At 52.3% G+C, this 17,558-nt stretch carries 14 protein-coding genes; 3 read left to right on the top strand and 11 right to left on the bottom strand.

What is annotated here, in order from left to right:
• Window positions 1-29 precede the first annotated feature (29 nt).
• Genes HCH_RS11775 through HCH_RS11745 form a run of 7 tightly spaced genes read right to left on the bottom strand, consistent with a single transcriptional unit; the run spans window position 30 to window position 6,735 of the window.
• On the bottom strand, window positions 30-626 hold the full coding sequence (locus tag HCH_RS11775; protein ID WP_011396461.1) for a hypothetical protein: 597 nt from the start codon (window positions 624-626) through the stop codon (window positions 30-32).
• Window positions 627-680: 54 nt separating this feature from the next.
• Window positions 681-1,817: a DUF3570 domain-containing protein gene (locus HCH_RS11770; RefSeq protein WP_011396460.1), complete on the bottom strand. Its 1,137-nt coding sequence runs from the start codon at window positions 1,815-1,817 to the stop codon at window positions 681-683.
• A gap of 1 nt (window position 1,818) precedes the next feature.
• Window positions 1,819-2,040, bottom strand: a complete 222-nt coding sequence (locus HCH_RS11765; RefSeq protein ID WP_011396459.1) for a DUF4266 domain-containing protein — start codon at window positions 2,038-2,040, stop codon at window positions 1,819-1,821.
• A gap of 7 nt (window positions 2,041-2,047) precedes the next feature.
• Window positions 2,048-2,557 (bottom strand): TlpA family protein disulfide reductase, encoded by a 510-nt coding sequence (locus tag HCH_RS11760; RefSeq protein ID WP_011396458.1) that lies wholly within the window; start codon window positions 2,555-2,557, stop codon window positions 2,048-2,050.
• A 54-nt stretch (window positions 2,558-2,611) separates the two neighbouring features.
• Complete coding sequence (locus HCH_RS11755) at window positions 2,612-3,307, bottom strand: outer membrane beta-barrel domain-containing protein (protein ID WP_011396457.1); 696 nt, start codon at window positions 3,305-3,307, stop codon at window positions 2,612-2,614.
• Complete coding sequence (locus HCH_RS11750) at window positions 3,277-4,023, bottom strand: SH3 domain-containing protein (protein ID WP_011396456.1); 747 nt, start codon at window positions 4,021-4,023, stop codon at window positions 3,277-3,279. The genes HCH_RS11755 and HCH_RS11750 overlap by 31 nt, the downstream gene beginning before the upstream one ends.
• A gap of 6 nt (window positions 4,024-4,029) precedes the next feature.
• The gene (locus tag HCH_RS11745; protein ID WP_011396455.1) at window positions 4,030-6,735 is read right to left on the bottom strand and encodes a PD40 domain-containing protein; all 2,706 of its coding nucleotides are present in this window, start codon (window positions 6,733-6,735) and stop codon (window positions 4,030-4,032) included.
• Between the two features lie 441 nt (window positions 6,736-7,176).
• Here HCH_RS11745 and HCH_RS11740 point away from each other — a divergent pair, with 441 nt between their 5' ends.
• Genes HCH_RS11740 through HCH_RS11730 form a run of 3 tightly spaced genes read left to right on the top strand, consistent with a single transcriptional unit; the run spans window position 7,177 to window position 12,579 of the window.
• Window positions 7,177-8,415 carry a hypothetical protein gene (locus HCH_RS11740; protein ID WP_011396454.1) on the top strand — a complete coding sequence of 413 codons (1,239 nt, stop codon included), beginning with the start codon at window positions 7,177-7,179 and terminating at the stop codon, window positions 8,413-8,415.
• Between the two features lie 58 nt (window positions 8,416-8,473).
• Entirely contained in the window at window positions 8,474-10,945 is a 2,472-nt protein-coding gene (locus tag HCH_RS11735) for a LamG domain-containing protein (RefSeq protein ID WP_011396453.1), read from the top strand.
• Between the two features lie 44 nt (window positions 10,946-10,989).
• A complete protein-coding gene (locus tag HCH_RS11730) occupies window positions 10,990-12,579 on the top strand; it encodes a hypothetical protein (RefSeq protein WP_011396452.1) in 1,590 nt (529 codons plus the stop codon).
• A gap of 91 nt (window positions 12,580-12,670) precedes the next feature.
• Here the strand turns inward: HCH_RS11730 and HCH_RS11725 are convergent, their stop codons facing one another.
• The 4 genes from HCH_RS11725 to HCH_RS11710 form a co-directional block, all read right to left on the bottom strand.
• Window positions 12,671-13,663: an FAD:protein FMN transferase gene (locus HCH_RS11725; RefSeq protein WP_011396451.1), complete on the bottom strand. Its 993-nt coding sequence runs from the start codon at window positions 13,661-13,663 to the stop codon at window positions 12,671-12,673.
• 340 nt (window positions 13,664-14,003) lie between these two features.
• Window positions 14,004-14,501: a hypothetical protein gene (locus HCH_RS11720; RefSeq protein WP_041598596.1), complete on the bottom strand. Its 498-nt coding sequence runs from the start codon at window positions 14,499-14,501 to the stop codon at window positions 14,004-14,006.
• A gap of 39 nt (window positions 14,502-14,540) precedes the next feature.
• Window positions 14,541-16,592 (bottom strand): methyl-accepting chemotaxis protein, encoded by a 2,052-nt coding sequence (locus HCH_RS34215; protein WP_011396449.1) that lies wholly within the window; start codon window positions 16,590-16,592, stop codon window positions 14,541-14,543.
• 422 nt (window positions 16,593-17,014) lie between these two features.
• A complete protein-coding gene (locus HCH_RS11710; RefSeq protein ID WP_011396448.1) occupies window positions 17,015-17,425 on the bottom strand; it encodes a hypothetical protein in 411 nt (136 codons plus the stop codon).
• Between the last annotated feature and the right edge of the window lie 133 nt (window positions 17,426-17,558).

Genomic DNA, 17,558 nt, shown 5'->3' with positions numbered 1-17,558 from the left:
TGACTACCGGCTACCAGACGCAGTTAAAGTTATTCCCATTCGACGACGGTGAATTCAGGTTGGTACTTCTTGGTCGAGTCGGTAATGCGCAACTCCAGCGTTTTGATGTCTGAGCCCTTTGCGAATTTTTGTGTGGCGCCGCGCTTATAATCGCGGTTATCGGGCCCTACTCCAGTGAAAAATGCGGTAATTTCATGTTCACCGGTCTTCAGGTTGCCAATGTGCAAACGCTGCATACCGCCTTTGTACAGAGCCTTGGCCTGACGTTGGGTATAGAGGTGACTGGCCACCGTTTCGCCATCGATTTTGACTTCCACCGCATCCAGCTGGAAAAACTCGCCAACGTCGACGGAAAGAAACACGACAAACTGCGTACTGGCGGGAAACAGCAGGTCTTCCTCAAGAATGAACAGGTCGCGGTTCAACTCAATCGCTTTCTGTTTGAGCGACTGCACCTGATCCACGATAGGCGTGTCGGGGTCCACGGAGGCCATGCCGGCGTCATCCGCTAGCTGCATCGCGTCAGCGGGGACGGCGTCTTCAGCGCCCTCCTCCGCCCGGGCCATGACCGACAACAGCAGCAAAATCAGGAACAATGCATGGGCCAGGCTGTTTTTGTAATTCATACTTTCAATCCCAATTTAATTGATCGCATCCTGTAATGGATAACATCGCCGCTATCAGTAGGAAGCGGTGACGAAAAAGCGAATCACGGTGGCGTCAAATTCGTACAAAGGCTCTTCCCCAGGCGCAAAGCCGGTTCGCGTCACGTCGCGGAAGTCCTCATATTCAAATTTCATAAAGTCGACAAACAGGTTGATGCTGCCTTTTTCGATAAAGGAGAAACCTTTATTGAATTCATAAGTCAGACCAACGCCGACGCTGTCGCCGCTATACGTACTCAGTTCCTTGTCGCGCCCCATAAAAGTACGGACGTCTTCGCCTTCGAACAGGTCGTCGTAGAACTCCGCTTTGGTTTGCTCATAGTGGCGGAACTTGAATTCGGTAATGAATTGATCGCCGAACGGGTGTACGTACGCCAATTCATAGTTGTAGCCCTTGATGTTCCATGAGTCGGAAAAATACCGGAATTCGCCTTTGATAGCCGCCCGATATGGCAGGTAGTACATGCCTCGCAGCGCCACGGCGTTGCTGGTGCGCGTTTTCGGGTACTTCTCTATTCGGTACTCGTAGCCTTTCGGGCTGCTGCTATCCAGGAAACGGTATACCCGGTATGGGTTATTCAAATAGCCTTCATCCGTAACCGTCTCAATATCCAGGTTGAGCAGCGCATTCTTGGTCAGCACCTGCGTGACGCCAAGACGGTAATGTTGCCGATCCACTTCCTCATTTAGAGACGGGTCCAGTTTGCTCCGTACGTTATCCCACCCTTTCGAATAGCCCATTGACAGGGTGGTCAGATCGCCGAAAAAGTCCTGACTGATATTGAAGTGGATAGACTCAGCGTCGAAATCATTTTCCTGACTGTTGGTATAAGCGAAGCTCATGATGGACTTGTTGTACAAATAGTCCACGCCCAGGCCGCCTTCCGTCCGCTCTTCTTCATAGGGAGTCGCCCGCGCCAGTACGTCCACGGATGCGGAGCTGACTGAGTCGACATAATAATTGGCGCTCAAAGAGAAGCTGGCGTCGAAGTTCTTTCTTACCAGGACGGATGGACCGTCGATCTCCATACCCCCGCCTTCGTAGCGGTGATACATCGCTTCCGCTTTCTCTTCAGGCAATACGGCGGCGCCGGCGGATAACGCCGTCGCCAATAAACTGAATATCGCTACAATGCGGTGTAGGTTTCTCATATCAGTTACAGCCACAGCCTCCGCCGGAACCGCCTTCAGCGCCGCGCGCGCCCTCCCGGGCCTGATAGACGTGATGCATATAAGAGCCGGCAATGCCTATGCGGCCAAAGCTCATAATCGGGTCGGCGAGGTTATTACGCTCATAAGGCATGACCCAGGGTTCGATACTGCTGCAGCCTCCCAAAATCATGGGAGCCCACAGCAGGAATAGCCACTTTTTCATTGTTGTTTTACTCGCGAATCAGCGCTTTGACTTCTTTGACGTAATGATCTTCCGTACCTGGCTGGTAGCCTTTGTGCAGGTATCGCATATTGCCGTTTCTATCCACGATGACCGTTGTCGGCATCGCTTTTACGTCATACAAGCGGCTGACCTTATTCTGGTTGTCGTAGAGAATCGGGAAAGTGACCTTGGTGTCTTTCAGGAACTCGTTAGCCAGAGAAGAATCTTCATCCACATTCACTGCGAAAATGGTGAAGCCGAATTTTTCGTACTTCTTGTAAATATCTTCCAGTATCGGCATTTCCTGACGACAGGGGCCGCACCAGGAAGCCCAAAAATTGATCAGCACCACTTGGCCGCGATATTCCTGCAGGCGCAGATTCTTGCCCAGTGAGCTTTTCAGCGTAAAGTCCGCCGCCGGTCCTTTGATCTCCGCAGCGCCCGCGCCCAGAGACAAAACGGAAGCGGAGAGCACAAAGCAGAGCGCCGCCACACTTTTAAAGAATTTCGTTTTCATTGCATTAACTCCTCAAACAAATCTTTCTACGACGCCATCCTTCCCAGTCTCTTTCTAGAAGAAAACAGACAGGCCTGTAGTCATTTCCAGGTTATGGGTTTTCTTGTCCTCGCCCAGGATATCGGTGTCGAAAATGTGGTCTCTCATGCCCAGATGCAGGGACAACCAGTCAGTCCCCAACACCTGAAACCCCCAGCCGAAGTTGGCCGTCAAGCGATCATCGCCGGCGAACTGAGTGCTGCCCAACCCACCCACGACATAGAAATTGGTATTGAAGGCGTATTTACTGCCCAGGAATATTTCCCCAGGAAAAATGTTATATCCGAGAGAAAGGTTGTAATAAGTCAGGTCGCGCTCATCGTCTTTCAGCAATTTGGCGGAGCCGCTCAGCTTTTCATAGCTGGTCTCGCTGGTGTCGGTAAAGCCATAGTTGCCCTCAACGAACAGGTCTTCATTAATATGGTAAGCCACGCGCGCGCCTATCACGAAGTTAACGCCGAAGTCCTCCACACTCATCAGGCCAGTGTATACGCCGACTTCAAAGTCTTCCGTGTCAATCAGGTCTTCCTGAACGCGGCGCGGCGTCACTTCTGGCTCAATCAGCGGTTTAACAACTGGCTCCGACTCCGCATCCGCTTCCTCCGCAAACGCCTGCCCGGCGCCCGCCGCCGCTATCGCGCACGCCAGTGCGGCGCCGGCGACCGGGCGCCGGCCGTTGGTTAGAAAAATACGCTTAATCCAATTTTCCATTCTTCTGCTTCTTCGTTTTCGTCGCGGTCTGTGAAGACCACGTAGTCTTTGTATTCCATCCGGATAAAATAACGGTTGGTCATGTACCATCTGACCCCGAGCCCGTAATGTACGGCTTCCTCAACCCTGTTGTCTTCATTCACCAGCGTCGCTTTCGGCTTGATGAACGCGGCGCCGGTTCCCAACGTGAAGAAAGGAGAAATACGCCAGTGAGGGAAAGGCTGGTGCACAATATTCAGGTCCGCGATCATGATCTGGGAAAAGTCGCCCAACACCTGAGAAGCCCAAAGCTCTGTTGATAAATTGGGAGTGAAGAGGTAACCCACATACATGGAGTTCACCGCTGCGCCGCCAAAGTCGCCGGTAGCGACGCCGCCCTCCCAGCTACGTGAGGAAAAGTCGTCAAAGCGCGGCTCGCTGAAAGCGACCTGTTCGCCGCTTCCATCCAGAGTCATTTCCATCTGCGCACGGCTGGCCCAGCCTTCCTGCCCTTTGGCGTTGCGCACTTTGAACCATTCGGTTTTCCGTTTGAGAATTTCAATTTGCTCGCCTTGCTCGACGACGAAAAACACCGGGTAGCCCCGACCTGGTCCCGTACGGAACTCAAGGTAGGGCTCGGCGACATCTACTGTCTGATAATCGTCTTCAGCAAAACTCTTCAGTGAAAAGCAACAAAGGATAATCAACCAAACCGGGAATATTCTTACCGCTAACAAGTGTCTTTAGTCCTGTGGAACGTCAAATGGGTTGTTATAGTACTGCGCTCCAATATCCAGCCACTCGGATATCAACTTCAACTCGACCGGGTCAAGCCATCCTTCATGGCTTCCCCCTGTCTGGAAAGGCGCGAAAAAGCGAGTGCTGGCGACAGCTCCCTGCGGCGTCATCGAGCGATTGACAGCGACAGTGGTCGTCACCGGGATTGGATTGCCATCGTCATCCAGAATCAGATCGCCGTCGCCATTCGTCTCAAATACTGGGTTGCCTTCATTGTCCAGGACAGGAACCTGACGGTCCACAAGCACTCCTTCGATAAGCTCCTGCTCCGCATCGTTGAACAGCAGTTCACGATACGATTTAAAGTGGTCCGCCTGATCTGTAGAAGGCCCATCGCCTAAATCCAATTGTGCTGCGGGAACTTGAACCATCGTCATGGCGTCGGTGAGTCCGTGGCATGTGTTACAAGTGTTATCCGCCAACACAGTAGTTCCGTCATCATCCAAGACCTGACGATTTTTACCCCATAGAGGATGAATATGGGTCTCGTAATTAATCACCACACGACATTTCGCATCCTTAGGGGAGGCGCATGCGCTTGTTATAGGCGCACTACCAGCCAAATCGGCATAGGCGTAACTGAAACTCTCCGCTTTTGCAGTAATATTAGCGTCGGTCCACTCATCGTCAAATACAATGTCTGGATTCAGGTAACGCAACCCGTTAATTCGGGCGTAGGTTTCCGCCATCGTTTCGCCCATATCGGTGAACAACGCAGGGGCCGTATTCGGGAAAGGCTGTCCGGTGGTGGCCGCGCCGACATTGATAGATGGCGCCTGGGCGCCTGGGCGTCCATGAGGCAATTCGCTGTTAGCCGTATGACAGCCGACGCATTCCATCGTCTCTCCCGGCCGTACTTGCAACCAGTTTTGATGCCGCGGGCTGGAGCGCTTACCGGACTTGTCCACGATGCTGACCGCAAACGCCACATTCGCCGGCACAGCGAACTTCACTGAGCCATCGGGTTCAATGGGAACATATCCAAGTATTTCGCGCATTAATTGACCCGCACTGGCGCCGAATGCAGTTCCGGGCACATCGATAATATCATCGTCAGGCATAGAAACCGCTTTAACCACTCGCAGGAAGCGAGCGGGTCGATCATCCGCCGACGTCTGCACAGGGTCAGCCATGGCGCTTACGCCCGCGGGGGTTGTGTCCACGCCGTCAATATCGTAGACGCTTCGGATATGCACCACGCCATACCCGGCATCGCCCAGATCAGCGTCAAGACCGTCTCCGTCAGGAATAAAGTCCGGCCGGGTGCGATTCTGCAGCACCACCGCATCGGTGTACAAGGTAAATTCAGTGGGAATGACCACAGGCAACTGCGTGCCGTCCGCCGCATTATAGATCCACAGCCCGTACAAAGGCGCCGCCGCCTGATAGTCGGAGTCTTCCAGGCGATCTTTGGTGCAAGGCACAATATCGTTATCAGAGTCTACCAAACGACACTGACTCCAGCTCACCAACAGTCGACCGGTTCCATCCAACATGGGATAGGCGGAATTGAAGGTTCCGGCGAGCGTCTGGACATCATCATCCGTGGAGACGTCATTGGGCGTCAGCCGGGACTGGCCGTTCGTCAACAGGCCCCGGTTTTCATAGGTGGGCTGATCATGTTCTGTGAAATTTTCCACATCTATAGCAACCAGCGCCCCGCCATAACGACTGCTTTGATAAGGACGCAGACTCACCATAATACGGCCGTCCTCCAGCTCTACAGGCTTGAGAAACTGTACCGCCTCATTACTGGAGCCCGTGTCATGGCTATGGCGTCCATACAGATATTCCAGGCCGGTTCCATCAGGATTCACCTGATACAGGTTCATGGAGTTATTGCCGCCCATGTTGTCCCAGCGCGTGAAGACTATCTTGCCGTTCTGGGCGACAAACGGGTCCAGGTCACTACTTTGGTTGAAGGTGATCTGCGTGATCTCATCTGTATCCGGACTAATCACATGGAGAGCCAGAGCCGGGTCGCGACGGTCTTCATTCAAAGCTTCAAACTGCGGCTTGCCTTCATCCAGCAATATCGCCTGAGACTGCCGCTGCCGAGTGGATGCAAAGACAATACGCCCGTCAGGAAGGTAATGCGGACCTATATCGTGCCCCGCCTCCGCTACGTTATCCGACGCAATCACCCGCTCCAGACTGCGAGATGCGACGTCGTATTCCCAGATATTCCAGGTTGGCTGCTCGTCTTCATCCGCATCCTCGATCACCGGCGCGCGCATGGCGAAGACGATTTTGGAGCCATCGGAGGAGACGTCGACGTCTCTTACGTCGTACAGAAGCTGACCTTCATCGTTAAGGTATTCCGCTCCCTGAAACGCCTGGGAGCTAATGTCCCGCTCCGGAGCGCTGGGTGAAGCCTGGCTTCTCAGATAGAGCACTCCCCCTGGGAGGAAATCGAGCGGCGCACGAGCATCCAGGCTCAGCAGATTGTTGTCTTCATCAGCCAGCAAAGGGCGTTTCACGTAGGCGATAGGAATATCCTGAATGACAGGATCAGGGTCCTGATTAGCGCCTCCGATACCGCCGCCACAGGCGGCAAGGGCTACAGACAACGCAGATAAAGGAAATATCCGACCAAATCGTTTATATCCAGATACGCATAATTTATTGGGCGGCGTCATTGTTTTATTCATAAGCATTCACAGTCAGTAATGCCAAATGGCCATCAGACCAATTATTTTAAATTAATGTTACAAGCCGATGAGCTTAATTTATCCCCAGCCCGGCGCCAATAATTTCGACGCATTCCATTCAAACGCTTGTTTAGTTATAAGGCCTTGAGCAGATACTAAGTGGAAAATACTTAATATCCCTCCCTTCTGAATTATGTCTTGGACAATTATAGAAGCCAGAACGGATTTGTAAGTAAGTGTAATACCGTGCGGGCCAGCACAAAACCACGTTAGCCACTTCTACTACACTATTTTATAAAGAATTATGACCAGTTCTGTGTATAGGCCATTTTTCATAGAACATATGAACATTTAATATTTGTCGTTTTATCAATTAATATTAATTATCACCTAACCATTCCTTTAAGCGCACTGCACGAGAGCTGCAGGAGAATATAAAATATGAGTAGTCTAACTCCCATAGATAATAAGCGCAGACAGGTTAAGCGTTGCGTTATATCTCTACTCTCACTGGCTTTAACCCTATCTACTGCAGCAGAGGCAGGCCCCAGGGAACAGGCCAAGAGAATCCATGACCGTATAGCAGGAGTGCCGCCCAGCGAAGCGGTCCTTAACGACATGGCCAGTGATATAACCTCCGGCGACCCCATCGCCGCCGCTTACACAGCAATGGAAAACAAAAATTTTTATGACGTGACTCTGAAAAACATGGTTGCGCCCTGGACCAATGAGGCGCAGTCATTATTTGTGCCGCTGAACGACTATACCGCCACCGTCGTCGGAATGATTCGGGATGAAGAGGTTCTGGGGATAGACTTTCGGGAAGTGCTGTACGGCAATCACCTTTATGTCGGAAAAAGCAGTCTGGGAGCGCCCGCCTACTCTTTAGCGAATAACGCTCATTACGAATTTCTGGAAATTCAGGGCGCCAGCCTGAAAGACGACTTAGTGCATACAACTCAAGCGCTGCCCGCCGACGCCACTGCTGGCGTCATGACCACTCGCGCAGCGGCCAAGGCTTTCTTCAGCGGCGGCACCAACCGCGCCATGTTCCGATTCACCTTGATGAATCATCTTTGCAACGATCTGGAGCAAGTAAAAGATATCACCCGTTCTCCTGACCGTATTCGCCAGGATGTATCGCGCAGCCCCGGCGGAGACAGCCGAATATTCCTTAACAACTGCGTAGGCTGTCACAGCGGCATGGATCCTATGGCGCAGGCCTTCGCTTATTATGAGTACGAATATGATATGGACGCCGACCCCGACGGCGAAAACGGAGTGCTGTTATATAACGCAGAAGGCATGACGGACCCGGATACGGGCACTCGCGTACAAGGCAAGTATCATATCAACTCCACTACCTTCGAGTACGGTTACGTCACCCCGGACGATCATTGGGACAACTACTGGCGCGCAGGACAAAACAGCCTGCTGGGCTGGGACGGTAGTCTGAGCGGATCAGGCCAGGGAGCGAAAAGCATGGGTATGGAGCTTGCGCATTCAGAGGCCTTTGCTCAGTGCCAAGTCAAAAACGTCTTCCGCACCGTTTGCCTGCGGTCGCCGATTAACAGCGCAGACAGAAATCAGATCAGCACAATGGTTTCTTCATTCAAAGCCAGCGGCTACAAAATGAAGCGAGTGTTCGCTGAATCAGCCGCATATTGCATGGGCGAGTGAAACAGGCTGCCTGTTTCACTAAACAAGAATTCTTAATCGGATTACGACTGTGAATACCATGAGCTCAATACAACAGCAGATAATAAGAGCGGTCGCCATTGCGATCGCCGCGGTCAGCATTCTGCTCAGCGGTTGCGGCGGCAATAGCGGAGCTTCCAATGAGAACCTGCCAAATACAAATCGTCCCGGGCAAGGCGGCAACTATAGCGGCCCAGCCCCAGCGACGGACGACGTGCAACAGTTTAAGCTCGGTCTGTGGGACAAACTTTCTCCCACCAACCGGTGCGGCGGCTGTCATACTTCTGGCGGTCAGACCCCGATGTTCGTGCACAAAGACGACATAAATATCGCTTACTCTGAAGCGAATAAAGTCGTCAATCTCAGCGACCCCTCGCAATCCCGCATGGTCTCGAAAGTGCTCGAAGGCCACAATTGCTGGGAAAGCAGCGTACAGATCTGCGGCGAGCTGATCACCAAGTACATTAGCGACTGGGCTGGCGGCGCTTCCGGCGACACCAAGAAAATTGATCTGATCGCCCCTGCGGACAAAGATCCCGGCGAAACCAAGAACTTCCCCTCTGACTCCGCACTGTTCAGTTCTACCCTTTACCCACTGCTGACCGCGAATTGCGCAGGTTGTCACCGGGAAAGCGCAGCGATTCCGCAATCCCCCTACTTCGCAGCCGCTGAAGTGGATTCCGCCTATGCCGCAGCGAAAAGCAAAATTGATCTGGGCACACCAGCCAACTCACGCTTCGTAGTGCGTTTGCGCGACGAGTTCCACAACTGCTGGTCCGGCTCCTGCGCCAATGACGCAGCGCAAATGCTGGAGGCCGTAAACGCATTGTCCAGCGCCATCGACCCTGACCAGATTGATCCGCAATTGGTCGCCAGTAAGGCGCTCAACCTGACGGATGGTCTGGCGGCGAACAGCGGCGGCCGTTACGAGCAAAATGTTATCGCCTTGTACGAATTCAAAACTGGTGAAGGCGTCACCGCCTATGACACCAGTGGTATTGAGCCCGCACTGAACCTGACTTTGAGCAACGACGTAGAGTGGGTCGGCGGCTGGGGCATCAAGCTTAACGGCGGTAAGGCGCAAGGCGCCACCTCTAATAGCAAGAAGCTGCACGACCTGATCAAAGCGACCGGCGAATACACGATAGAAGCCTGGGTCGCGCCCGGCAACGTTACACAGGAAGGTCCTGCGCGCATCATCAGTTATTCCGCCGGCGTCAACGCCCGTAACTTTACGTTGGGACAGGTTCTGTACAGTTACAGCTTCCTGAACCGCACCAGCGAGACAGATCAGAATGGCGAACCCGCTCTGGTCACAGACAACAATGACGAAGACCTGCAGGCCACATTGCAACATGTGGTCGCCACTTACAGCCCGGCTAACGGACGCCGCATCTATGTAAACGGCGAGTTCACTGACGACGAGGACATGACGACCTCAGGAAACTTGAACGACTGGGACGATACCTTCGCCTTCGTACTGGGCAATGAAGCCTCCAATAATCGCCCCTGGCAAGGAACCATCCGAATGGTGGCGGTGCATAATCGCGCCTTAACGCAGGATCAGATTTCGCAGAATTTTGACGCTGGCGTCGGCCAGAAATTCTACCTGCTGTTTGGAACCTCTCACCTTATCGATGTACCGCAAAGCTATGTCGTGTTCGAAGTCAGCCAGTTCGACAGCTACAGTTATCTGTTCAACGCGCCGTTCTTTATCAGCCTTGACCCGGACGTAGAGCCTTCAAACATTCCCGTCAAAGGCATGCGCCTTGGCATGAACGGCCGTGAAGTCACCGTTGGACAAGCCTATAAGAACATGGACATTTCGCTGAACGAAACCAGCTATACCCCAGACAACGGGCAGGTCATGTCCGACAGAGGCACCATCATCGCCCTGGAAAAAGGGCCAGAAGAAGATGAGTTCTTCCTGACCTTCGAGTTGTTAGGGTCTAACAGTCACGTGTTTCTTGAAGCCGAACCAACACCGCCCGGGGCTCCTGCCGACGGCGATCCAGTTCCTGAAATCGGCCTGCGTAACTTCGACGAAATCAACGCAACCATGTCCGCTATCACCGGCGTCAGCACCTCCAACCCTGGTGTACGATCTACCTTTGAAACGGTGAAGCAGCAGTTGCCCACTGTCGAGAACATCAACACGTTCCTGGCGTCGCATCAAATGGGAGTCACCCAGTTGGCGATCCAGTATTGCGACGCCCTGGTGGAGAACAGCACACTGCGCAGCGCGTTCTTCCCTGGCTTTGATTTCAACGCCAGCGCCTCCAGCGCTTTCTCCGGCGCGGGAAGAGACTTGGTCATTGACCCACTGTTGGATAAAGGCATGGGTGTAAACTTGGCGTCACAACCGGACGGCGCCGATGTTAGAGCCGAATTGAATCAGTTGATCGACAAACTGGTTGCATGCGGCGGCGGATGCTCCGCAGACAGAACCGAAACAGTTGTCAAAGCAAGCTGCGCCGCCGTACTGGGTAGCGCAACGATGCTGGTGCAATAAGTTAAACGATCAACGGCAAACATTTCGATAGAGGTGGTTTTATCATGGCAAGAAGACGTGGACCTTACGGCCTCGACGAGCCGCTGTTTCATCCGGATCACAAACGCCCGGTCACCCGCAGGGACTTTATCGCCCAGGGCTTTATGGCCGGCGCCGGAACCATGTTTGGCACTTCCATACTGGGTCTCTTCGCCAATCCAAAAGCGGCGCACGCAGCACTGTCTTCGGATTTGGAGTCGCTGAAATCTTCCTGCGGCATCGCGGTACAAGGCGCAGGAAAAATTCCATTCATCTGCTTCGATCTTGCGGGAGGCGCCAACATTTCCGGCTCCAACGTCCTGGTCGGACAGCAGGGCGGTCAGTTGGACTTTCTCAGCACGGCGGGTTACAGCAAACTCGGCCTACCCGGCGACATAACCCCCGCCATCGGTAGCTCTCCCGGCATTCCTGGCGGCTTCGTCAACCAGGAACTGGGACTGGCGTTTCACTCCGACAGCGCATTTTTGCGCGGCATTCTGGAGAAAACCCAGGCCACTACTCGCGGCTTTGTCAACGGCGCGGTCATTCCTGCGCGTTCGGACAACGATACCGGCAACAACCCGCACAATCCCATGTATGGGATCTACAACGCCGGCGCGGATGGTTCGCTGGTCTCGCTGATTGGCTCCAGCAGCTCCGATTCCGGCGGCAACTCCATGGCCCCGGCGATGCTGATGAATCCCAAAGTGCGCCCAACCAAAGTGGACCGCCCCAGCGATGTAACAGGCTTGGTGGATGTGGGCGATCTTGTCGGTCTATTGGACCAGTCCGACGCGGTAGCGGTGATGGAAGCCATATACCGTATCAGCGATCAGAAAACCGGCGTAGTCACCACCGATGAGGTTGTAAAGAAACTGGTGGACTGCGGCTACTTGAAAAGCGCCGATCTGGCGGATCGCTTTGGCAACCCCGCTTCGCTGAATCCAGCGCTTGATACTGATATTGTCGGCCCGTCCGGCATATTCTCCCAGGCTGAATTCGATAGCGACGGCGAGTTCAGAAAAACCGCTTCAGTAATGAAGATGGTGCTGAACGGTTATGCTGGCGCCGGCACCATCACCATGGGCGGCTTTGACTATCACACCGGCGATCGCGCCACGGGCGAACGACGCGACCTACGCGCAGGACGCTGCATGGGAGCCTGTCTGGAGTACGCTGCGCGTCTGGGTATCCCTCTGATGATGTATGTATTCAGTGACGGATCAGTGGCCAGTAACGGCCGTATTGACGACTCTGCGGATGGACGCGGTAAAGGCGAATGGACCGGCGACAACTCTTCCACCGCTGCGTCGTTTTTCCTGGTTTACAACCCGAACGGCCGTCCCACGCTGTTGGGGTCCTCGATAGAGCAACAGGAGAGGCATCGCCAGATTGGCCATATGCGTGCTGACGCCTCTGTGGAAACCGCCTCCAGCCCAGCCGCCAATAACGTGAACCTGCTGGTGAACACTGTGGTGCTTAACTATATGGCGTTACATGACGAGCAAAACCAGTTCTCCTCCACCCCGGGCTTTCAGCAGCACGGCCTTGGCTCATCTTCCGACCTGGACCGTTTGACTGCGTTTCAACCCATCGTGAACGGCACTATCGGCTAAGTTCATCATTACCGGACGGTATGCGCAAAAGGGCCCAATGGGCCCTTTTTTATGATGACCGGCCGTCATTCCGGCGGCGTATTTCCAGCGACTATTCAGCTGTCGGCGGTTGCAGTTCCGATGAATAATGCATTTTGCGATGACGGTCGATAATAATCGCATCAATTCCTGGCAGCTTTTCAATCAACTCCAGCCCCTTTTTCGCACCAAGAATGAAAACCGTAGTGGAAAGCGCATCGGTAGTGGTGGCGTCCGGGCCGATAACGGTCACGCTTTGAGATTCCTCCGCAGACTTACCGGTTTTGGGAGAAATGATGTGGTGCACCCGCACGCCATCATGAATAAAAAAACGCTCATAGTCCCCAGAAGTGGACATTGCCGTGTTTTCCAGAGGTATAAGGACAGCGTTTTTCTCCTCCAGACGCGGGTCTTTCACCCCGACGATCCATGGCCGGCCATGCTTGTCCCCCAAAAGACGACTGTCCCCTCCCGCGCTCACCAGCGCATATTGAACGCCCAGGCCCGCAAGCTTTTCGATCGCCTTATCTACGGCGTAGCCCTTGGCGATCCCCCCCAGATCAATGGTGACTCTGGGATCTTTAAAATGAATGCTGAGCGCCGCCGGGTCCATTTCTATCCATCGGTAGTTGATGGCTGGCAGGTTTTCTTCAATTTGCTTATCGTCTGGGGCCTGTCCTTCGCGATAGTTATAGAACTTGCCGATGGAAGCGAAAGTAATATCAAAAGCGCCATCGCTCAGCTCAGACACCCGCTGCGCTTTTTCAATCAAATGAAACAGTTCCGGCGTGATAACCACCGCCTGTTTAGCAGCAAGCCGATTCACCTTGGACACTTCGCTGCTGTCGATGTACACGCTCATCAATGCTTCAATACGATCAAATTCCTGATCTACCGCCGCAAAGGCTTTTTCCGCTTCAGCGGAGCCGCCTTCTTCCACCCAGACCTCCGCGCGAATTTTTGTACCCATGCCATTCCAGTCTTTACTGAACCATTCGGCGGAAGCGGATTGAACAAAAGAGGCAAGCAGCAAAACGCCGCTCATCAGAGCAAGAAGTTTCTTCATGGATTGACTACCGAGGCGGATTTGACGCAGAGATATACCCCAGCCGGCGAGCGATTACAACATACGACCTCAACATGCGAGCAAGCGCACTATATAATATAGAGGAAAACTATTAGATACAGTCTCCCTTGACTATTCCTTATTGGGTTTATATGCACCGACAAAAAATTCTAGTACAATCCATTAGGACAGGGGAAACTGAAGATTTTCGCTATCACTCTCCATAAGGATATATCTAGTCATATTAAGATCAGAACTAATTCCAAAAAAATTTCATTTGCATGCTTCCCATGCGCAAAATCTATGTGGTGCCACTATTAAAAAATCATATCCAAAATGCTCACTCTGATATCCTATCAACAAATTTATCCCAGTTTTCTTCAGGATCTTCATCAAATAGGCCTGAAAACCCCAAGCCTCTTTTTCGATACCAATCCAGTTCATTTTCAAAAGCCTCTTGAAGCTCTTTTATCATAGCCCCCCATTCAGCGTCACTGTTAACCTCCCTATCTCTTATCGCAGAGTAACCCGCGCTCAGAATCATAAGCTCCATAAGCTGAGGCATGGATATATTAGTCATATCAAAATACTTTCGAATATCCCCCTCAATGGAGCCCAAGTAAAAAGCATTAACTTTCCTATTCTTTTCTCCAAACCTTGGAATATTCAGATTTTCCCTCAATTCATTTACACGAAACTTTGTCAACGCCACCCCTATATATATTTGTTTTAGGTAAGGATGATGCTTCTCAAATTCCGACTCATGCTTTTCGCGCCAGCTTTTAAATAAGTTGAACATATAAGCCTCCCTACCCCCTCTGAAAGAGGAGATAAACATATTTAATATCTTTCCTTTTAAGCAATCCGCAATAACATTCTAGATGCGAAACTTACGCACCAATTGCGTCAGCTGTTCACTCAAGTTGCTCAGACGTTCGCTGTTTTCGGCGCTACGGTGGGCTTCCTTGTCGGTTTCCAGGCTTATCTCATCCACCAGCCGAATACGATCATTTACGCCCAGGGCAAGCTTCATCTGAGCAATCGCCGCCGTGCTGATTTCGCTGTTCATGTTCCGTACTCGCTCAATGGCCTGCGCCATTTCATCCAAATGTGCGCCGGTGGCGCGGGCTTCTTCCACCGTGGCGCCCCCTTTCACTTGGCTTTTATTCATAAAACTGATGGCTTTTTTTGAGCCTTCCTGCAGCTTCTCCGTCATCGCCTGAATATCCGCCGTGCTGTCCTGAGTCCGCGAGGCGAGAGAGCGCACTTCGTCCGCCACCACGGCGAAACCTCTACCCTGTTCTCCCGCCCTTGCCGCTTCGATAGCGGCATTGAGCGCCAGCAAGTTGGTTTGCTCCGCGATAGCGCGAATTACGCTGACGACCGAGTCGATTTGCTCAATTTCGGAACCCAGCTCCTTGATAATTTCAGCGCCCTGGCTGATATCCGTAGCCAGTCCTTCGATAGACTCTATGGAGTCCACCACCAGGTTTTTGGTTTTTTCGCCGATCTGATTGGCCTGTTCCGCGAGTTGGATGGAGTCTTGCGAAAACTTCGAAACCGTATCCACCGATTGCGACAGAGATTCCATATCCTCCCGCAATAATACGGATTCATTACGCTGACGCTGACTGACGTCAGAGGTGTTGTGCGCGCATTTATCCAGCTCGCTGATGTTGTCCTTCATGCTCTCGCTGGCGGACTGAATGCTGACGATGACATCCTGTATCTTGCAGATAAACGCATTGAAATAAGACGCCAGCACCGCGATCTCTCCCTTGCTGCCAACCTCTACCCGTTGCGTCAGGTCGCCCTCTCCTTCGGCGATATCCATTACACGCCGCGTAATAGCCTTGATAGGTTTAATCACCACATTAAGAATAATGATCGACACCAGCACAAAGGATATCAGGGAGCCGATAGCGCCGAAGCCAATGGCGCGATTCACCCTGTCCACGACCTGATTGGTCTCCTCGCTGGATTGAGCCACCAGATCTCCAGTGATCTGATTAATCCGGGTAATCGCCGAGTTCATGTCAGTGATGATCGCATCACTGTCGTTGGCGAGTTTGATGGCCTGATCCCGATTATTGAGACGCAGCAGGTATGCATTAAAGATATCATTTTCCTCCTGCAGCTTTTTGATCCAGGCGTCATATTCCCGATAGATATCATCGATATCCGCCAAGGTCGCTTCGTCCTCCACCATGCGTTTGAGGGTCTCTAACGTCGCGACTCCCTCTTTGACGCCATCGTCGAACTCAACCTGCAGCTTTTTCATCACACTGCGGTCTTTCTCCGATGTGTATCGCGTCACCGCTATCTGCAAACTCAAAATCGTCTGCTTCAAATTCTGCGCTTCAATCACCACCGGATAGTCGCTTTCAAACATGTTGATAAGAGAAATCATGTCCGCCAGCATTTTGGAAATCTTGTCCCCTTCCGCCCGGAACGCAGCGAGAGCGGCCACATTGCGCTGTTCCAGCTCAATCGCGTCGATCTGACGCTTGACGATACTGTCCACCAACCTGTCCAGCTCGTTACGATGAGCTATCAGTAAGCCCACTTGTTCCCGCGTGGAGGGCGACAACTCCGCCAGTAGCGACGCATTCTCCATAAAACCGGGCGTAAGCGCTTTGATCGTCTCGTGCTTGGCGCGCACCTCGTTCACCTGGTTAACGGACAGAATGTTGTTTACGCCTTTGGTAGTAATGAGATAGTTAACCGCCAACTCATCAGCAAGATCGCCGGAACGATTAACGGTTTCTATCAGGTGCGAAAACCGGTCTCGCACCGACGACATGCCGCTCCGGGTAAAAGAAAAGGCGCCGGACACAATGACGGCGGTGACCAATAGCAAAGCCGCAACCCGGAAACCGATGCTGTTAAAACGAAAGGAGAAGAAGCGGGAAAAAGCGCCAACCGCCATAAATAACACCTACTAACGCCTGTCAAACCCATTAAAAGCATAGATCACCGGTTAAATATCAACCATTTTTATGCTGTAACAGAATCTTAATAAGTGTTAGCGGCTTGATCCGCATCATGAAATTTACGCGCCGACGCACAAGCTCAGGAAGGTATTAATCAGGCAGACAAATAGCTTCCTTCTATTTGTCTGCAACGACAGGGCCTGCACATGTCAGTCCCTGTCTCCCGCGGCTCGCCGCCGCGAAGGCGCATCCATGCGCCTTTTTATTAACATGCCAATATCATTGCCATGTTAATAGCTATTAGCAGGCTAAGGAAATTAAGATGGGAATCTACAGGCTCTAAATTTGGACGGACAATAAAAAAAACGCCTCTATTGAGACGCCTTACATTGGGTATAACGAGTTCTGTTTGCGGGAATCAATCCCCGCCCAGATTACGCAAAGAGCGCAAAAACAATCCCAATCCACCCACCGCCAAAACCAGTATCACAATCAATTCAAACGCTGTCATGGAGCGCATGCTGAAGTGGATGGAGGAAATAACGCCAAACACCAGCGCCGTCAGCGAGCCTATCGTTAAAATCCAGCCAAGAATGTTTTTCGCGCTGAAAAAGATCAGACCTACGCCGAACATGAAAGGAATCATCACTATGCCGGAGGTAATGCCCCAGTGGCCGCCAAACGCATTGAAGCCGTACAAACGCATGCCCATGCCGAAGCTTGATGAGACGACGATAGAGTTGAACAACATGTACAACCCGCCGCACAGCATGATTAATCCGATAAAAAACTGCCCTACTCCACCGGAGGTTCCGCCAGCGCCTTTCATTGTTCATCTACTCCTGCATCGTCGTTAAATATCGCGCCGCATGGCGCAAAAAAATCTGCGCAACTATACCATAAGCGTAGCATTTAGGCGCCACAAACACGGTGAAATTCAGCGTATTCGCGCACTTTTCGGT

This window comes from Hahella chejuensis KCTC 2396 (assembly GCF_000012985.1).
Taxonomy (GTDB): Bacteria; Pseudomonadota; Gammaproteobacteria; order Pseudomonadales; family Oleiphilaceae; genus Hahella; species Hahella chejuensis.
The sequence above is the reverse complement of the archived record's forward strand: the minus strand, read 5'-3'. Positions and strand labels throughout refer to the sequence as shown.